The 15064-nt window shown below is 62.3% G+C and carries 15 protein-coding genes, 1 tRNA gene and 2 pseudogenes; 11 read left to right on the top strand and 7 right to left on the bottom strand.

Annotated elements, in window-relative coordinates; genetic code table 11:
- The first annotated feature begins 412 nt into the window (after positions 1 to 412).
- The 3 genes from QCE63_RS29350 to QCE63_RS29340 all read left to right on the top strand — a co-directional run bounded on the left by QCE63_RS29350 (position 413) and on the right by QCE63_RS29340 (position 3383).
- Positions 413 to 2224 carry an alpha/beta fold hydrolase gene (locus QCE63_RS29350; protein ID WP_309838037.1) on the top strand — a complete coding sequence of 604 codons (1812 nt, stop codon included), beginning with the start codon at positions 413 to 415 and terminating at the stop codon, positions 2222 to 2224.
- Between the two features lie 197 nt (positions 2225 to 2421).
- Positions 2422 to 2847, top strand: a complete 426-nt coding sequence (locus QCE63_RS29345) for an organic hydroperoxide resistance protein (RefSeq protein WP_309839316.1) — start codon at positions 2422 to 2424, stop codon at positions 2845 to 2847.
- 116 nt (positions 2848 to 2963) lie between these two features.
- Positions 2964 to 3383, top strand: a complete 420-nt coding sequence (locus tag QCE63_RS29340) for a VOC family protein (protein WP_309838036.1) — start codon at positions 2964 to 2966, stop codon at positions 3381 to 3383.
- Between the two features lie 115 nt (positions 3384 to 3498).
- Here the strand turns inward: QCE63_RS29340 and QCE63_RS29335 are convergent, their stop codons facing one another.
- The 3 genes from QCE63_RS29335 to hpaC form a co-directional block, all read right to left on the bottom strand.
- Positions 3499 to 4005 (bottom strand): H-NS family nucleoid-associated regulatory protein, encoded by a 507-nt coding sequence (locus QCE63_RS29335; RefSeq protein ID WP_309838035.1) that lies wholly within the window; start codon positions 4003 to 4005, stop codon positions 3499 to 3501.
- A 118-nt stretch (positions 4006 to 4123) separates the two neighbouring features.
- On the bottom strand, positions 4124 to 4342 hold the full coding sequence (locus tag QCE63_RS29330; RefSeq protein WP_309838034.1) for a hypothetical protein: 219 nt from the start codon (positions 4340 to 4342) through the stop codon (positions 4124 to 4126).
- A 268-nt stretch (positions 4343 to 4610) separates the two neighbouring features.
- Positions 4611 to 5150 (bottom strand): 4-hydroxyphenylacetate 3-monooxygenase, reductase component, encoded by a 540-nt coding sequence (gene hpaC / locus QCE63_RS29325; RefSeq protein ID WP_309838033.1) that lies wholly within the window; start codon positions 5148 to 5150, stop codon positions 4611 to 4613.
- Between the two features lie 85 nt (positions 5151 to 5235).
- On the opposite strand from hpaC, the gene QCE63_RS29320 reads away from it, so the two are divergent.
- The gene (locus QCE63_RS29320) at positions 5236 to 5988 is read left to right on the top strand and encodes a DUF429 domain-containing protein (protein WP_309838032.1); all 753 of its coding nucleotides are present in this window, start codon (positions 5236 to 5238) and stop codon (positions 5986 to 5988) included.
- On the opposite strand, the gene QCE63_RS29315 is transcribed toward QCE63_RS29320, so the two are convergent.
- A complete protein-coding gene (locus QCE63_RS29315; protein WP_309838031.1) occupies positions 5979 to 6470 on the bottom strand; it encodes a nucleoside deaminase in 492 nt (163 codons plus the stop codon). The two genes, QCE63_RS29320 and QCE63_RS29315, sit on opposite strands and share 10 nt — an antisense overlap.
- Positions 6471 to 6501: 31 nt before the next feature.
- A complete protein-coding gene (locus QCE63_RS29310; RefSeq protein WP_309838030.1) occupies positions 6502 to 7410 on the bottom strand; it encodes a LysR family transcriptional regulator in 909 nt (302 codons plus the stop codon).
- A gap of 184 nt (positions 7411 to 7594) precedes the next feature.
- On the opposite strand from QCE63_RS29310, the gene QCE63_RS29305 reads away from it, so the two are divergent.
- The 4 genes from QCE63_RS29305 (at position 7595) to QCE63_RS29290 (ending at position 11704) form a co-directional block, all read left to right on the top strand.
- A complete protein-coding gene (locus QCE63_RS29305) occupies positions 7595 to 8464 on the top strand; it encodes an NAD(P)-dependent oxidoreductase (protein ID WP_309838029.1) in 870 nt (289 codons plus the stop codon).
- Positions 8465 to 8479: 15 nt separating this feature from the next.
- Positions 8480 to 9991, top strand: coding sequence for an aldehyde dehydrogenase family protein (locus QCE63_RS29300; RefSeq protein ID WP_309838028.1), 1512 nt, complete (start codon positions 8480 to 8482; stop codon positions 9989 to 9991).
- 66 nt (positions 9992 to 10057) lie between these two features.
- Entirely contained in the window at positions 10058 to 11398 is a 1341-nt protein-coding gene (locus QCE63_RS29295; RefSeq protein ID WP_309838027.1) for a DUF3100 domain-containing protein, read from the top strand.
- A 90-nt stretch (positions 11399 to 11488) separates the two neighbouring features.
- A complete protein-coding gene (locus QCE63_RS29290; protein WP_309838026.1) occupies positions 11489 to 11704 on the top strand; it encodes a hypothetical protein in 216 nt (71 codons plus the stop codon).
- A gap of 91 nt (positions 11705 to 11795) precedes the next feature.
- On the opposite strand, the gene QCE63_RS29285 is transcribed toward QCE63_RS29290, so the two are convergent.
- Together QCE63_RS29285 and QCE63_RS29280 are read right to left on the bottom strand one after the other, a co-directional pair.
- Positions 11796 to 11872, bottom strand: a tRNA-Val gene (locus QCE63_RS29285).
- Between the two features lie 99 nt (positions 11873 to 11971).
- Positions 11972 to 12770, bottom strand: a pseudogene (locus QCE63_RS29280) (shikimate dehydrogenase family protein); the annotation flags it as partial.
- A gap of 150 nt (positions 12771 to 12920) precedes the next feature.
- On the opposite strand from QCE63_RS29280, the pseudogene QCE63_RS29275 reads away from it, so the two are divergent.
- The 3 genes and pseudogenes from QCE63_RS29275 to QCE63_RS29265 all read left to right on the top strand — a co-directional run.
- Positions 12921 to 13823: pseudogene (locus QCE63_RS29275) on the top strand (LysR family transcriptional regulator).
- 47 nt (positions 13824 to 13870) lie between these two features.
- The gene (locus tag QCE63_RS29270) at positions 13871 to 14710 is read left to right on the top strand and encodes an amidohydrolase family protein (RefSeq protein ID WP_309838025.1); all 840 of its coding nucleotides are present in this window, start codon (positions 13871 to 13873) and stop codon (positions 14708 to 14710) included.
- Between the two features lie 189 nt (positions 14711 to 14899).
- Positions 14900 to 15064, top strand: a 165-nt coding sequence (locus QCE63_RS29265; protein WP_309839314.1) for a helix-turn-helix domain-containing protein, incomplete at its 3' end; no start/stop codon positions are given.

Raw genomic sequence — 15064 nt, 5'->3', positions numbered from 1 at the left:
GACGATGAAACCCATTCGAAAGCCAGGCATCGAAACGCTTACTGTCGTTCGCGCGTGAATGAGCGCTGCCAAACACAAGCCCCCGCGTTAAGCGCCATTTGATAGCTTCTTTGGGCACAATTTGCGGACCGAATGTCGTGATGGCGGGAGCGATTCATATAATCGTCTCAATACCTCGCGAACCCGCGACACCTAAAACCGAAGGAATCCATGAGATGGCACTCCTGGATGACCTGTAGTCCGGTTCAAAAGTCAGCGGGCCATTTTCGCATCCGGGAACGTCGATTGCGCACAAGCACCTCCACGGTTGTGTGCGCCGGGACGTTGACGGCCTGACATGTCAAGGCGAGACTTGCCGGCAGGAGACATGACTAGCCGAATTGCGCGCCACCAGAGACGAGGAAAAGATCTAATGAGACCGGTTGTATTCGGGAATCGCTTCGGATGGCTGCATGCAGGGACGGGCACGCGCGGCGTGCTGCTTTGCAATACATACGGCCACGAATACGTATGGACATACAGCGGCATGCGGCATCTTGCCGATGCCTTGTCCGCGCGCGGCCTGTGGGTACTGCGCTTCGACTATCGGGGAACCGGCGATTCGGCAGGCGCCGATGGTGCGCCCGACCAGTTCGCTTCGTCCGTCGACGACGTCGAAGCGGCCATCGACTGGTTCAAGGAAACCACGGGTATCGATCACCTGACCTTGTGCGGCTTTCGCGTCGGCGCGGCATTCGCGCTCGAGGCGGCCCTGCGCAAGCCAGTGGACGAACTGGTGTTGCTCGCGCCGGTGTCGAGCGGGCGCATCTATATGCGTGAGCTCAACATCGTGCGCAAGACCTGGCTGGATCAGCTTGCGCCGCCGTTGCGCGAGATGCAGCAGTCCGCCGAACCGCTCAACGTGCTGGGCCAGGTCTATAGCGCTGAATTCAAGCGCTCGCTCGAACAGATCGATCTCGTCGCCAGCGTGAAGCGTGCTGCCGCCGCGCCCGCGCGACGCGCGCTCATCATGAATGTGCGGGCGGGCGGCAAGGACCCGTTGCGCGATGCGCTCGCGGAACGCGGCGTCGAGGCGGAGGTGACGCCGTTCGAAGATCTGCTTGGCTTCATCCAGGAAACGGCCTTCAATGCGCTGCCCCGCGCAGCCTTCGAAGAAGCGGTGCAGTGGATGGCCCGCGACGCCGCGCAAGAGCAGGGCACGCCGCCTGAAGCCGTGATGCCGCAGGAAGCGTGGCCCGACCTGACGATCGAAACCTCGGAAGCGATCGAGCGTCCGGTTTGCATCGGCGAGGAAGGGCTTTTCGGGGTGCTGTGCGAGCCGCGCACTGGCCTTTCGCGCGGCTCGGTGTTCCTGATCGCCAATACGTCGGCCAGCTCGCGAGTGGGCGACAGCCGGCTTTCCGTACGCATCGCACGCGAACTCGCGCGCCGCGGCGTGGCCTCGTTGCGCTTCGACGCGCGTGGCCGCGGCGATAGTCCGGCAGCCTCGGGCATCGTGCAATCGGATACGGCATTTGGCCGCATCTATAACTCGGTTGCGACCGACGACACCGCCGCCGCCGCGCGCTGGCTTTCGCGTCAGGGATACAAGTCGATCTTCTCGTTCGGCGTGTGCTCGGGCGCCTATCACGCGTTGAAGGCCGCGTTGATCGAGGACTCGATCACCGGCGTGGTCACGGTGAATTTGCCGACTTTCAAGAAGCCCGCCGATATCGCGCCCGATGCCTTGCGCCAGTCGACGCGCAACTCGATGGCAGGTTATGCGTTCTCGATGCTCGATCCGCAGAAATGGAAAGCTATCCTGCGCGGTGAAAAAGATCTGAAGCGGGTACTGCGTTTCGTGTCGGGCTATATGATGACGCGCGTACGCTCACGGGTCGTCGATGTACTGCGGCTCGACCGCCTCACCCAAACGCCTCCCGAACTCGCGACCGAGCCTGGCCCGATGATTCGCGCGCTGGATGCCCGGCATGTGAAGACGGTGCTCATCTACGGCGCCTACGATGCAGGCATGGACCTGATCGCCGCAAACTTCGGCAAGGGTGGCGCGCGCCTGTCGCGCTTCCCGTCCGTGCGCATGGCGGTGTTCTCCGATGCCGATCACTCGCTCTTCATGCCGAGCGGTTCGAGCCAGGTGGTGACGCTGTGCGAGAGCGTCGTCAAGGAAACGAGGGCGACCGTCGCGGATGCGATGTTTCCCCGGCGAGAGCCCGTCGTGCTCTGATTCCTGATCGTTCTTTTCTTCTTCGACTTCCTCTACCGCGCGAAGCTTGAGCGAGCTTCGCGCGTCTTGCGTATCCTTCCATAGCGGAACCCGCCGCACGCGGCGGTGTTCCTGTTCCATCGAGATCCCTCTCGGCGAAGCTCGCGCGTTTGCATCGTGCGCGAGGCTCGATTCGTTCCCAACCCAGGAGTCTGATGATGTCGATCGAAAAGGTTCTATACCGCGCCCATGCTCATGTCACCGGCGGCCGCGATGGACGCGCCAACATCCCTGAAAATGATCTGGATCTGCGCCTGACGACGCCGAAGGAACTCGGCGGAGGCGGTGGAGACGGCACCAATCCCGAGCAGTTGTTTGCCGCCGGCTACAGCGCATGCTTCATCGGCGCGATGAAGTTCGTCGCCGCGCGCGACAAGATTGATTTGCCGAAGGACCTGGCTGTCGACGGGAACGTCGGCATCGGTCAGATCCCGAATGGCTTCGGCATTGAAGTGGAACTGAAGATCTCGCTGCCCGGCATGGATCGCGGCGCCGCTCAGGCGTTGATCGACAAGGCGCATATCGTGTGTCCTTATTCCAATGCGACGCGCAATAACATCGACGTCACGTTGACACTGGCCTGAGCATCAGCCGGGCCTTGATGGCCTTCACTTGATTGACTCACAGGTCTATTCGGGGCAATGAGGCAAGGCGCTCATGAGCGAGACGCCAGTCTCATCCCGATCATCCGGAGGAAGCGATGACGCTAACAATGGGGATTGATCACATCGGACTGACCGCGCGCCATCTCGAGACGACGCGCGATTTCTTCGTTGAATGTCTTGGCTGGACCGTCGCGGGCGAGAAGCCCGATTACCCGGCGGTATTCGTCTCGGATGGCAGCCTGCTGGTGACGCTATGGCAAGCCAAGGAAGAGACGCCGGTGGCCTTTGATCGCCGCAAGAATGTGGGACTTCACCATATTGCATTGCGGGCTGCCAATGAATCGGCATTCAACGAGATTCTCGAACGCGTCTCCGCGTGGCCGGGGGTCGTCGTGGAGTTTCCACCTGAAATGCTCGGCGCCGGACCGAAACGGCACATGATGATTTATGAGCCTGGCGGCATACGTGTGGAATTCGACTTCGATCCGCGCACTCAAGGAACGGGGAAGCAGTGACGTACTGATTGGCCACTCGAGAGTGAGCCATTGAGAAAAGAGACGGCCGAATAATCAACGGAAATCCGCGATTGAACTCCGCCGTCTCCAAACCATGCCGCTGCGGAGCCGCTGCTCAGGCGAGAAGAAACGGCGTGCGGTCTTCGGCGGATGCCAGCCATGCAGGCGCCCGGCCGCGGCCGCTCCATGTAGCGCCACTTTCCGGATCCCGATAAAGCGCGGGTTGCGGGCCGCGCGGTTGCCCCTTGCCATTGGCGCTGCTCTTCGTCTTCGTGGCCGCGCGCTTTTTGGTCTTGCTCGCGCCCGACGCAGCGCTTCCTACCGCAAACTTGCTGCGGTCCCGCGCCTTGGCGATCCAGGCCGGCGCACGGCCTCGTCCGCTCCAGGTAGCGCCCGTCTTTGGGTCTTGATAAGCCACGACCGAGGCTTTGCGAGACGAAGCTGCGCGTCCCGATTTCTTTCGCGAACCCGTGAATTTCTCGATGTCCGAAATTGTCAGATTATGGCGCGCCATCAGATCATGAATCTTTTGCAGCGCGCTTTCCGATTGCGTGGCAAGTAGCGATTCGGCCTTCGCCTGCAGCGCCTCGATACGTGCCTGAATGTTTTCGAGCGTTGGCATGGACTTTCCTCTATCGATTTGTATTTTCGAACTATGCCATGCGCATGCGCCATACGCTAGAGGCAATAGACTTCGAGCGCATGAAAAGAATCATTTAAAGATATAAGAAGTGGGCTTGTTAAATCTTTTGGCAGGCCAACTCGCTGCATTTTTTTTGCATTCCGTACTTCGCGGCGGGTTTGCGCGGCTCAAGGCGCGTGAAGCGAATATAAGACGCGACAAGCCGCTGGCCGTCGGCTTTCAGACAGCAGGCACGTGCTTGACAAAAGGCCGGCAGCACAAGGCCCGCATGATGATCCGGCGCTTCAAGGTTATCGGATCCCAGTTCCGAAGCCATACTGCCAAGCCCTTGCCATGGCGGCCCGCCCACACTGTGTTTTGTTTCTCTTTGCGGAATACAGCAACAATTCCGATCGATTCCGTTTGCATGCCCATTCGCGTCGGCGCCCCGACAGTGCTGCAACGCTTCAGCCGAAGGCATCCCGAATACCTCACAATTCATTACGTATCGTTACGGTGTTTAACACCCAAGGGAAGCAAGCAATGGGAAGCGTACAAAGCAAATACGGTAATCATTTAATTGGAAGGCGCATGCCGGCATTGAATCACAGCGCAGTGCATCCACGCGGTACGCGATGAAAATTGCGATCGAAATAAATCAGGCTATCGCCGTCGCCGCGCACGCGGATGGTTGTCGTTTCGACGAACATCACCGAATGAGAACCGACTTCCTTGGCCTCGACAATCCTGCCTTGCAGGCTCGCAAGCGCATCGCGCAAGACGGGTACACCGTGCGCGCCTTCATCCCACACCGGCAGCGAAAAGCGTTCTTCCATCGATAGCCGGGTGAGGCCGGCAAAGTGCCGGGCCATTTCCTCGAAGTGACCGGGCAATACATTCACACACACGTGTCGATTGCCTGCGAAGGCCGCATGCATCGAACTCGACCGGTTGATGCAGACCAGCAAGGTGGGCGGCGCATCGGTGACCGAACACACCGCGCTTGCCGTAATACCGCAGCGTCCATGCGTGCCGGCCGTGGTGATGACGTTCACGGCCGCGCCGAGATGCGCCATGGCCTGGCGGAACAGCTTGCGGACCGGGTCGATTTCATCGCGTGCCGTGCGGCCGGGCTGAGCAGACATGACGCCTCTCCTGTTCGTTTCGTCTTTGCTGTCCATGTATAGCAAGCGACGTCCGGGGCGTCCGCGCTGAGCCGCACAGATGCGCATGAAGATCCGCACTTGCTACGATCACGGCATGAATATCGATCTCTTTGGCATCGACGGCTGCAAGGGGGGATGGTTCGTCGCGCGGCAGCATGCGAGCACCGGCGAACTCTCGACCTGTGTGATCGATCGCCTCGACCTTCTTCTCGACTGGGAACACGAGCACGCAATTGTTGCGGTGGATATCCCCGTGGGTCTGTCGGCCAATGGCACACGCGCCTGCGACAGACATGCGCGCACATTGCTAGGACGTCCGCGTGCCAGTTCGGTATTTGCACCGCCGACACGCGCGGCACTGTCGGCACGAACTCACGAGGAAGCCTGTGCGATCAACCAGGCCGAGTCCGGCAAGCGCATTTCCATTCAGGCCTTTCATATCGGCAAGAAGATCGCTGAAGTCGATGCGCTCCTGCACCGCCATGCCGCCGCGCGCTCGCGCCTCTTCGAAGTTCATCCGGAGTTGAGCTTCATGCATCTGGCGATGGAGCATGGCGGCCCGAGGCACGGTTTGCGCGAAAGCAAGGCGCACGCGCCCGGATTCGCGCTGCGTCATGCATTGCTGGTCAAATGCTTCGGCAGCGCCATCGATGCCGCGCTGGCCGCAAGACGGCCCGCGCAGGCATCGCGGGACGATGTGCTCGACGCCTTCGCCGTGCTGTGGAGCGCGCGCCGTATCGCGGTGGGCCAGGCGCTGCGCTTTCCCGACCCGCCGGACGCCGATGCATCCGGCATCCCGATGGCGATCTACTGCTGACCCGTGCTCCTTTCATAGCTCGCCACGTGCAATGCCTTCACACGTTCGGCGAAGGCCTCCACGGGTCCATCGACGGCGGTGTCGCCGATCACGTCCTGGATCGCCAGGGGACGCACACGGCCGGGCGCCGCGCCCAGTTCCGCGCGCCAGCGCGTGAACTGTTCCGCCGACGCCGCATAGACGATGCGCCCCAGGCCGACCCACGCGTGCGCCGCCGAACACATCGGGCAATGTTCGCCGGAGGTGTACACCACCGTGTCACGCCGCTGCGCTTCAGGCAGGTTTTCAGCGGCCCAGCGTGCAATGGCGAATTCCGGATGACGCGTGTGATCGCCGCCGCTCACGCGATTGCGGTCCTCGAACAGCACGCGGCCATCGGCTGCCACGAGCATCGAGCCGAACGGTTCGTCGCCTGCGTCGAGCGCTTCCTGCGCCAGATCAATGCAGCGAAGCAAATGGCGCTTGTCGGTATCGTCGATCATGCGAAGTTCTCCCTGATTAAAGTGAACGAGGCTAGCGAAACGCGCGCATATGCGCCGTCATGAGCTGCAACATCTTGTTGGACGCCACTGAAAGCCTGCGTCCGGTGCGCGTGACGAGATGCGCTTCCGCATCGGCGAGTATGGGGTGAGGAATGTCGATGGCAAACAGGTCGCCCGCTTCCATCTCGCTCGTCACGGCAAAGGCGGGCAGCACGGTAATGCCGAGTCCCGACTTCACGAACTGCTTGAGAATGGCGATGGAGTTCGTGGTCACCACCGGATCGAGACGGAGCTTCTCCGCATATTCGACCGCCTGCAACATCTGGCGCGTGCCGTAGGACGCATGCGTGACGGCCAGCGGAAATTGCGCGAGTTCCTGCACGCTCAGCGACTTGCGATCGCGCCGTGGAAAGCGGGCGCCGACGATCGCCATCATCGGCTGGCGCTTGATCGCGCGCGACACCAGCTTCGGTTCCTGCGGCGGATTGTAGACGAGCCCGATCTCGCCCTCGTCCTCGGAGATCTTGCGGATTACGTCGTTGGTGCCGCCGAGATCGAGATTCACGTTGATGCCGGGATGCTGCTTGCAAAAGCGCGGCATCGGCCCCGACAGCAGGTCCGAGACGAAGCCCTCGCCAAGCACGATGTTCACATGCCCCGTGCGCAGGCCGCGCAATTCCTGGAGTCGCGAGAGCAAATCGTCGCGGTGCGCGAGTTGTTCCCGGAAATATTCGATCACGCACTGGCCGGCCTCGGTTGGCTTCACGCCGCGCGCATGGCGTTCGACCAACGCGGCGTCCAGCTCCTTTTCCAGCAGGCCGATCTGGCGGCTCACCGCCGATGGCGCGACGTTGAGGTAATCGGCCGCCGCGCGGATCGTGCCGCAGCGGACCGCTTCGAAGAAATAGACGATGCGGCTGTCGGTGAGATTGTCTGTCATGGCATCCAGGGCTTCAGCGCGCTTGCGCCGCAAGTAACGTTCTAAAAATTAGAACACATCCAATATTGGCGTTGATTGGTTATACGTCTTGCCGGGCGGATCATGGCATCCATGCACAACGCGCGGCGCGGCGGGCAGAGGGCTGCCTCGCCAGGCGCCGCGCATCGGACGGAGGGTTTCGCGGATGAAGACGGTAGGTGTGATCGGACTCGGCAACATGGGGCGCGGCATGGCGCGCTCGGCGGCGCGCGGCGGGTATCGCGTGCTCGGTTTCGATGCGGCGCCCGGCGCGGCCGCCGCGCTGGAAGCGGATGGCGTGGAGGCGCGCGACTCGATCGCCGCCATCGCGAGCGAGGCCGACGTGCTGATCCTCTCGCTGCCAACCTCCGCGATCGTCGAGGAGGTGGTGCTCGGGAAGGGCGGCGTGGCGTCGAGCGGCAAGGCCGGCCTGATCGTCGTGGATACGACCACCGCCGATCCCGACAGCACCCGCAAGGTGGCGGCGGCGCTCGCGGAATGCCGGATTGGCTTCGTCGATGCGCCCGTGAGCGGCGGCCCGAAAGGCGCCGCGACCGCGACCATGACCATGGTGCTCGGCGGCTCGGACGCGGACGTCGCGGCCGTCGAACCGATCCTCGCCGTCATCAGCGCGAAGCGCGTGCATGTCGGGCCGGTGGGCGCGGGCCACGTGACCAAGATCATCAACAACATGCTGACCGGCGTGCATCTGCTCGCCGCCAGCGAGGCCGTGCGCGCGGCGCAGGGCGCGGGCGTCGATCCGGAGAAACTGGTGGAAGCGCTCAACGGCGGCTCGGGACGCAACAGCGCGACGCTCACCAACTATCCCACCTGGATCTTCAACGACAAGTTCGACTCCGGCTTCACAATGAAGCTCATGCGCAAGGACGTGCGCCTCGCCATGGCGCTGCTCGACAACGTTCATGAAGACGCGCCCATCGCGAAGGAAGCGGGGCGGCTGTGGGCGGCCAGTGAGGCGAGCATCGGCGACGCCGAGGACTTCAATCGCATCGTGCAGTTCATCGAATCGAAGTAAGGGGACTTGACGGACATGGAACACAACGCAGCAGAACAACTTCTCGCGGCCTTCGCGCATTTCTTCCCGAACGCGAAGACCATCGGCTCTTATGTGGGCGGCGAACTGATCGAAGGCGCGGGCGAGAACATCCAGCTTCATGACGCCGCCACCGGCAAGCCGAGCCTTGCTTATCGCGATGGCGGCGCGGCCGTGGTCGAACAAGCGGCGTCCGCCGCAGCACGCGCGCAGAAGCAATGGTGGGCGCTCACCCATGCCGCGCGCGGCCGAGTGATGTTCGAGATCGCGCGCGAAATCAGGAAGGAAGCCGAGGCTATCGCGCGGCTCGAATCGCTGGGCTCGGGCAAGCCGATCCGCGATTGCCGGGGCGAAGTGGCGAAGGTTGCCGAGATGTTCGAGTACTACGGCGGCTGGGCCGACAAGTTCCATGGCGACGTCATCCCGGTGCCGACCTCGCATCTCAACTACACGCGTCGCGAGCCCGCCGGCACGGTGCTGCAGATCACGCCCTGGAATGCGCCGGTGTTCACGTGCGGCTGGCAGGTCGCGCCCGCCATCTCGATGGGCAATGCGGTACTGTTGAAGCCCTCCGAACTGACGCCGTTCACCTCGCTCGTGGTGGGCCTGCTGGCGGAGCGCGGCGGGGCGCCGAAGGGGCTCATTAACGTGCTCGCGGGGCTCGGTCACACGGTGGCGCAGGCGGCGATCGCCCACAAGGTGGTGAAGAAGGTCGTGTTCGTCGGCTCGCCGGCGACGGGCGCGCGCATCGCGGAAGCCGCGGCGAAACGGGTGCTGCCGTGCGTGCTGGAACTGGGCGGCAAATCGGCCAACATCATTTTTGCGGACGCCGATCTCAAGCGCGCCGCGCTGACCGCACAGGCCGCGATTTTCGCGGGAGCCGGGCAGAGCTGCGTGGCGGGCTCGCGACTGCTGGTGCAACGCACCGTGTATGACGAGTTCGTCGCGATGGTCGCGGCGGGTGCGAAGCAGATCAAGGTCGGCGCACCGCTGGACGACGCCACTGAAGTCGGTCCCATCAACAACCGCAAGCAGTACGATCACGTGATGTCGATGATCGACAAGGGCGTCAGCGCGGGCGCGACGCTCGCGGCGGGCACGATCGAACGTTCGGAGGCGGGCTATTTCGTGCCGCCGACGGTGCTGGCCGGCGTCACGAACGACATGGAGGTCGCGCGCATGGAGATCTTCGGGCCGGTGGTCGCGGCCATTCCGTTCGATACGGAAGAGGAAGCCGTCGCGATCGCCAACGACACCGAGTTCGGCCTGGCGGGCGCGGTATGGACTCGCGATGTCGGGCGCGCGCACCGCGTGGCGGGACAGGTCGATGCCGGCACCTTCTGGGTCAACGGCTACAAGACCATCAACGTGGCGTCGCCGTTTGGCGGCTATGGGCTCTCGGGGTATGGCCGGTCGAGCGGCGTCGAGGCGCTCTACGAATACACGCAGACCAAGAGCGTATGGGTGGAAACCGCGAAGGAACCGGCCACGACCTTCGGCTATCTGTGACCTTGCAGCCCGTGCCGTGCAAACGGCACGGGCCAATATGAACGACGACGCACACGGGAGAAGCGCATGCAAAGCACAATGAGCGCGGAAAGCGCACAAGGCAGTGGCCTGAGGACCGCGAAGCTGTTTTTCTATGCGGCGGTGATCCTGCTGATCGCCGAGTTCATTGGTTCGTTCACGTTCAAGATCGGTCCGGGCAAGGTCATCCTGCTGCCGATGATCTGGGCGCTTCTCCTCGGCGCCGCGCTCGGACTCGTCTCCGAACGCTGGAACAGCGAGGCGCGTCTCGACGTGCGCAGCCAGTTCTACGCAGCGGCGATTCTCCAGCCCGCGCTATTGCTGTTCGTCGCCAAGCTCGGTCTCATGGTGGGCAGCGCGTTGCCGAAGCTTGCCGCAGCCGGCTGGGCGCTGGCGTTCCAGGAACTCGGGCATTTCGTCGGCACGATCCTGCTGGGCCTGCCGCTCGCGCTGCTGCTCGGCATCAAGCGCGAGGCGATCGGCGCGACCTTCTCCGTGGGACGCGAGCCGAGCCTGGCCATCATCGGCGAGAAATACGGCATGGATTCCGCAGAAGGGCGCGGCGTGCTCGCCGAATACCTGACCGGCACGGTGTTCGGCGCGTTATTCATCGCGATCTTCGCGGGCTTCGTCGCCAGCTTGCATATCTTTCATCCGCTCGCGCTCGCCATGGGATCGGGTGTCGGGTCCGGCAGCATGATGGCCGCTGCATCCGGCGCGATCGCCGCGCAACAGGACCCGGAAACGGCCAAGTCGGTGCTGACCTTCGCGGCGGCCAGCAATCTGATCACCACGACCATCGGCACCTATTTCACGCTCTTCATCTCGCTGCCGATGGCGATCTTTGGCTACCGCCTGCTCGAACCGCTGATCGGCCGCAAGACAAAAGCCTCCGACGCCAGCGAGGCGGTCACGACAGCGCCGCAACTGGGTGAAGTGAAGACCAGCGCGCCTGAACTCGGCTATGGCGGCAAGCTGCTCGCGTGGGGCGTGACGGCGGTGATGGCGCTCGTCGCCGACTGGATCACGCACGGCACGACGCCGCTGCAAGCCCTGCCGGGAATGGCGATCATGGTGCTGGCGACGATCGTCGGCGATGCCGTCGCGCAGGCCACGGGCCGCAAGATTCCGGCGGTGTGCTGGGTGTCGATCGTCGCGATGTTTTTGACGTCGCCGTGGTGCCCGTGGGGCGCGCAAATCGCGACGCTCAGCGCGCAGAACGATTTCCTCGGCGTGACCACGCCCATGCTGACCTTCGCGGGCCTGTCGATCGCCAAGGACATTCCGGCGTTCAGAAGGCTTGGCTGGCGCATCGTGCTGGTGTCGTTCGTGGCGAACGCCGGGACGTTTCTCGGCGCAGCGCTCGTGGCGCAACTCTTTCATATCTGAGCGGCGAGCCACGACAGCAACGGATACGGCAGCGGGCAGGGCGGGTTAAAATTGATGCGTCTCTTATCGCGCCTCAACGCGCCCGCTGCCATGGACACTCACTCGGGCAAGGAAAGCTCCCGCAAGATCTCGCATCGCATGCTCAACGTGCTCACGGCGCTCGTCGGCCTGGCTACGCTTGCGCTCGGCGTGGCGTGGCTGATCTATACGTGGATCGTCGATCTCGAAGTCCAGTACTTTGCCATTCCGCTGGTGCTCACCGTGCCGGTGATCGTCGCGGTGGCGTTCCGGAACTGCTGGGACTGATGAACGATTGACGTCGCGTGCATCGCCTACGCGACAACAAAAAAGCACCGCCACGATGAAAATCGTGGCGGTGCTTTTTTCAGAATGTCGTTGGTAGGCTCGATTGGATTCGAACCAACGACCCCCACCATGTCAAGGTGGTGCTCTAACCAACTGAGCTACGAGCCTACAGAAGGCGCGAATTATAGAGGAAGCTTTCCCGTTGCGGGAAGAGCAGCGAGAAAATATTTTCCAGAAAGACGCGACAGGGCAGCGGACGGGAGCGCTTGCTGTCGTACTCGCCAAGCCGAAGAGCTCAAGGTACGCAGGAATCTGCTCGAACAACATGTCCGAGCCTGTTTGAAAACGGCAGCCGCGTGCCTGAACCGCTTTGAGAAAGGCCGTCATCTCGGTCTTCATGACGACTTCGCCGACGAATGTATCGGGCGAGATTCGTGCAACATCCACAGGAAGCGGATCGCCGTCGTTCATGCCCATCGGCGTGGCATTGACGACAAGATCGTAGCCCGACGGATCGTTGCTGCCCGTGCTCAGTTCGAGTCGCGGATAGTGCGCGGCCAGACGGTCGCTCAACCCTTGCGCGGATTCCGGACGGGCATCGTAAAGCGCAAGCGATGCGATCCCCGCTGCGGCAAGCGATGCGGCGATCGCCGAGCCCACGCCGCCCGCGCCGACCACCAGTACCCCGCGCACCTTCGAGCTTGCAGCCTTTGCGTCGGGCGCCGCGCACAAAGCCTTCGCCATCGAACCTATCTCCGACCAGACGCCCATCTTCAGCGCGGCGCACGGCGTTGCACGAACCGGCGATTTTCACGGCAGGCGTGACTTCGTCGAGGAGGCCGGCGGTGGTGATCTTGTGCGGCATCGTGATCAGCGCGCCATGGATGTTATCGAGCGTGAAGACCGATTTCAGGAAGGCAGGGAAGGGCTCGGGCTTGCAACCCATCGGAACGACAACAACGTCTATGCCGGCGTGATCGAACCAGGGGTTGTAGATCATCGGCGCCTTGAATGAATGCGTTGGAAAGCCGATGTGGGCAATGATGGCTGTACTGCCAGTGATCATGCGTGTCTCCGGGCGGTTTTGAAATGTGAAGAGCGAGTGAGGAGAGCGTAGAGAGCGCGTGGGTAACCCAACCGGCTTCAAGATACGAGGCTGAACCCACGCACGCAATGCAATGGTTAAAATGAGGCTATTGCGACAGGCAATAGATCGATGAACCTCTCCGAACTCCCTGACCTCAAACTGCTGCAGCTGTCCGACCTGCTGTATGACGTGCGAAGCGTCACCCGGGCAGTAGGACAGCTCGGCCAGAGCCAGCCCTCGGTGAGCATATGGCTCGCGCGTCTGCGTGAGCATCTGCAGGACCCGCTGTTCGTCCGCACGCCGGGCGGCATGACGCCCACGCCTCAGGCGGATGCTTTGATCGGACCGTGCAGGGAAATACTGGAGTCGCTGCGCCGGTTTGCAGCCTGGGAGATTTCCTTCGATCCGCCACGGCCAAGCGGCGCTTTCGGATCTACATGACGGACGCCAGCCACATCACGCTGCTTCCACGTCTGCTGGCGCACGTACGTTCTCAGGCCCCGGACATCCGGCTGGAAGCGGCGAGGATCGACGGGAATACGGAGCGGGCGCTCGAATCCGGCGAAGCCGACCTTGCGATAGGACACGTGCCTTGGCTTGGAGGCGGCATGTACCAGCAACAGCGCTATATGCAGGATTGGGTATGCCTCGCGAATCCGCACCATCCCCGCGTGCGCGCCAGACTGACGCTCAAGCAATATTGCAATGAAGGGCATGTGATCATCGCAGCCGGCACGGGCGCGCAGTTGCTGAAACAAGCCTTGTTGCGAGGCCATCGAGCGCGACGTCGTGCTGGAACTGCCAGGCATGCTCGGACCTGGATCGATCGTCAAGTCGACGGACCTCATCGCTACGTTGCCGCGAAACATCGGCGAGACACTGGCACGGGTGAATGACGTTGCGGTCCATGCATGTCCCTTTCCGGTCGACAAGTTCGCGGTGCGACAACATTGGCATGCGAAATATCATCACGAAGCGGGTAACCGCTGGCTTCGCCCGGTCGTGGCGGAGTTGTTCCTGAGCAGGAGCTAACCGCTATCCGGCGCCGGAAAACTGACGACCCTCACTGGAGCATCTGAATGAGCGTTTTCGAAGACGACAAGATCGATTGTCATTGCCATATATTCGATCCACTGCGCTTTCCCTATCGCGACGACACCGTCTACCGCCCTGAAGGCCAGGAAATCGGCACGGCCGCGCAGTTCGTGCAGGTACTGGATGCGTATGGCGTGAGGCACGCATTGCTGGTCGGACCCACCAGCGGATATCGCACGGACAACCGCTGTCTCCTCGATGCCATCGCGCGGTATGAAGGCCGCTTTCGCGGCATCGCGGTCGTCGATAACGACATGACGCGGGACGCGCTCGTTTCCCTGAATCGTGCGGGTGTGGTGGGCGTCGCGTTCAATCCGGCGATGGAGGGCGTCGATGCGGTGCTCGGTGCCGGCGCGCTCTTTCGCATGCTTGCGGATCTCGGCATGGTCGCTCAGGTCCAGGTCGCCGAAGATCAAATGGTCGCGCTTCAGCCTTGGCTCGACAAGCAGGCAACCACGCTCGCGATCGATCACTGCGGGCGGCCTCGCGCAGAAGCCGGTGTCGAGCAAGCTGGATTCGATGCGCTTCTGCGTCTTGCAGACAATGGGCGCACGACGGTCAAGCTTTCCGGCTGGCAGAAGTTTTCCCGCGAAGCTTATCCCTACGAGGACGCCTGGCGATACGTGCATACATTACTTCGGGTCTTCGGGCCGCAGCACTGTGTGTGGGGCTCGGACTGGCCGTTCCTGAGAGCGCCTGAGCGGCTTGACTATGGCCCGTTGCTGACGCTGTTTGAAAGAATGATGCCGGATGCGCAGATCAGGCGACAGGTTCAGTGGGAAACGCCTCGGCGGCTTTTCGGTTTCGATGTTGTGCGGGACTAAGGCTGCGGTGGTTGAGGGATCGGCCGATCAGATGCAATGTCGGGATGCGTTATATTTTACATAACACAAATTAGAGGAAGATTTAGATGTCAGCGCTTTTTAGTAATGTCGGGTTTGGGCTCATTAGAAATGTCGGGTTTTGCCCTGCGAGGCGCACGCTGACGATGACGCGTCTATTCGGGGCTCACCATGAACGAGCGTGGTTTCATCACGGCGACTATGCACGAACTCGAACGTATCAAAGTGATCGAGGCCGTCTGTGAGCATCGGCTGACCATGGTGCAGGCCGCTGAACGACTCGGACTGTGCGAACGTCAGATCAGCCGGCTCGCTCACCGCTTTGTCGCGAGCGGC

Origin of the sequence: Caballeronia sp. LZ065, assembly GCF_031450975.1 — a bacterium.
Taxonomy (GTDB): domain Bacteria; phylum Pseudomonadota; class Gammaproteobacteria; order Burkholderiales; family Burkholderiaceae; genus Caballeronia.
This window is presented reverse-complemented; position numbering and strand designations above follow the sequence as displayed.

Coding starts and splice junctions, on each gene's coding strand:
- QCE63_RS29350 (WP_309838037.1), top strand. CDS start 413: ATGAGACCGGTTGTATTCGGGAATCGCTTCGGATGGCTGCATGCAGGG.
- QCE63_RS29345 (WP_309839316.1), top strand. CDS start 2,422: ATGTCGATCGAAAAGGTTCTATACCGCGCCCATGCTCATGTCACCGGC.
- QCE63_RS29340 (WP_309838036.1), top strand. CDS start 2,964: ATGACGCTAACAATGGGGATTGATCACATCGGACTGACCGCGCGCCAT.
- QCE63_RS29335 (WP_309838035.1), bottom strand. CDS start 4,005: ATGCCAACGCTCGAAAACATTCAGGCACGTATCGAGGCGCTGCAGGCG.
- QCE63_RS29330 (WP_309838034.1), bottom strand. CDS start 4,342: ATGGCTTCGGAACTGGGATCCGATAACCTTGAAGCGCCGGATCATCAT.
- hpaC (WP_309838033.1), bottom strand. CDS start 5,150: ATGTCTGCTCAGCCCGGCCGCACGGCACGCGATGAAATCGACCCGGTC.
- QCE63_RS29320 (WP_309838032.1), top strand. CDS start 5,236: ATGAAGATCCGCACTTGCTACGATCACGGCATGAATATCGATCTCTTT.
- QCE63_RS29315 (WP_309838031.1), bottom strand. CDS start 6,470: ATGATCGACGATACCGACAAGCGCCATTTGCTTCGCTGCATTGATCTG.
- QCE63_RS29310 (WP_309838030.1), bottom strand. CDS start 7,410: ATGACAGACAATCTCACCGACAGCCGCATCGTCTATTTCTTCGAAGCG.
- QCE63_RS29305 (WP_309838029.1), top strand. CDS start 7,595: ATGAAGACGGTAGGTGTGATCGGACTCGGCAACATGGGGCGCGGCATG.
- QCE63_RS29300 (WP_309838028.1), top strand. CDS start 8,480: ATGGAACACAACGCAGCAGAACAACTTCTCGCGGCCTTCGCGCATTTC.
- QCE63_RS29295 (WP_309838027.1), top strand. CDS start 10,058: ATGCAAAGCACAATGAGCGCGGAAAGCGCACAAGGCAGTGGCCTGAGG.
- QCE63_RS29290 (WP_309838026.1), top strand. CDS start 11,489: ATGGACACTCACTCGGGCAAGGAAAGCTCCCGCAAGATCTCGCATCGC.
- QCE63_RS29270 (WP_309838025.1), top strand. CDS start 13,871: ATGAGCGTTTTCGAAGACGACAAGATCGATTGTCATTGCCATATATTC.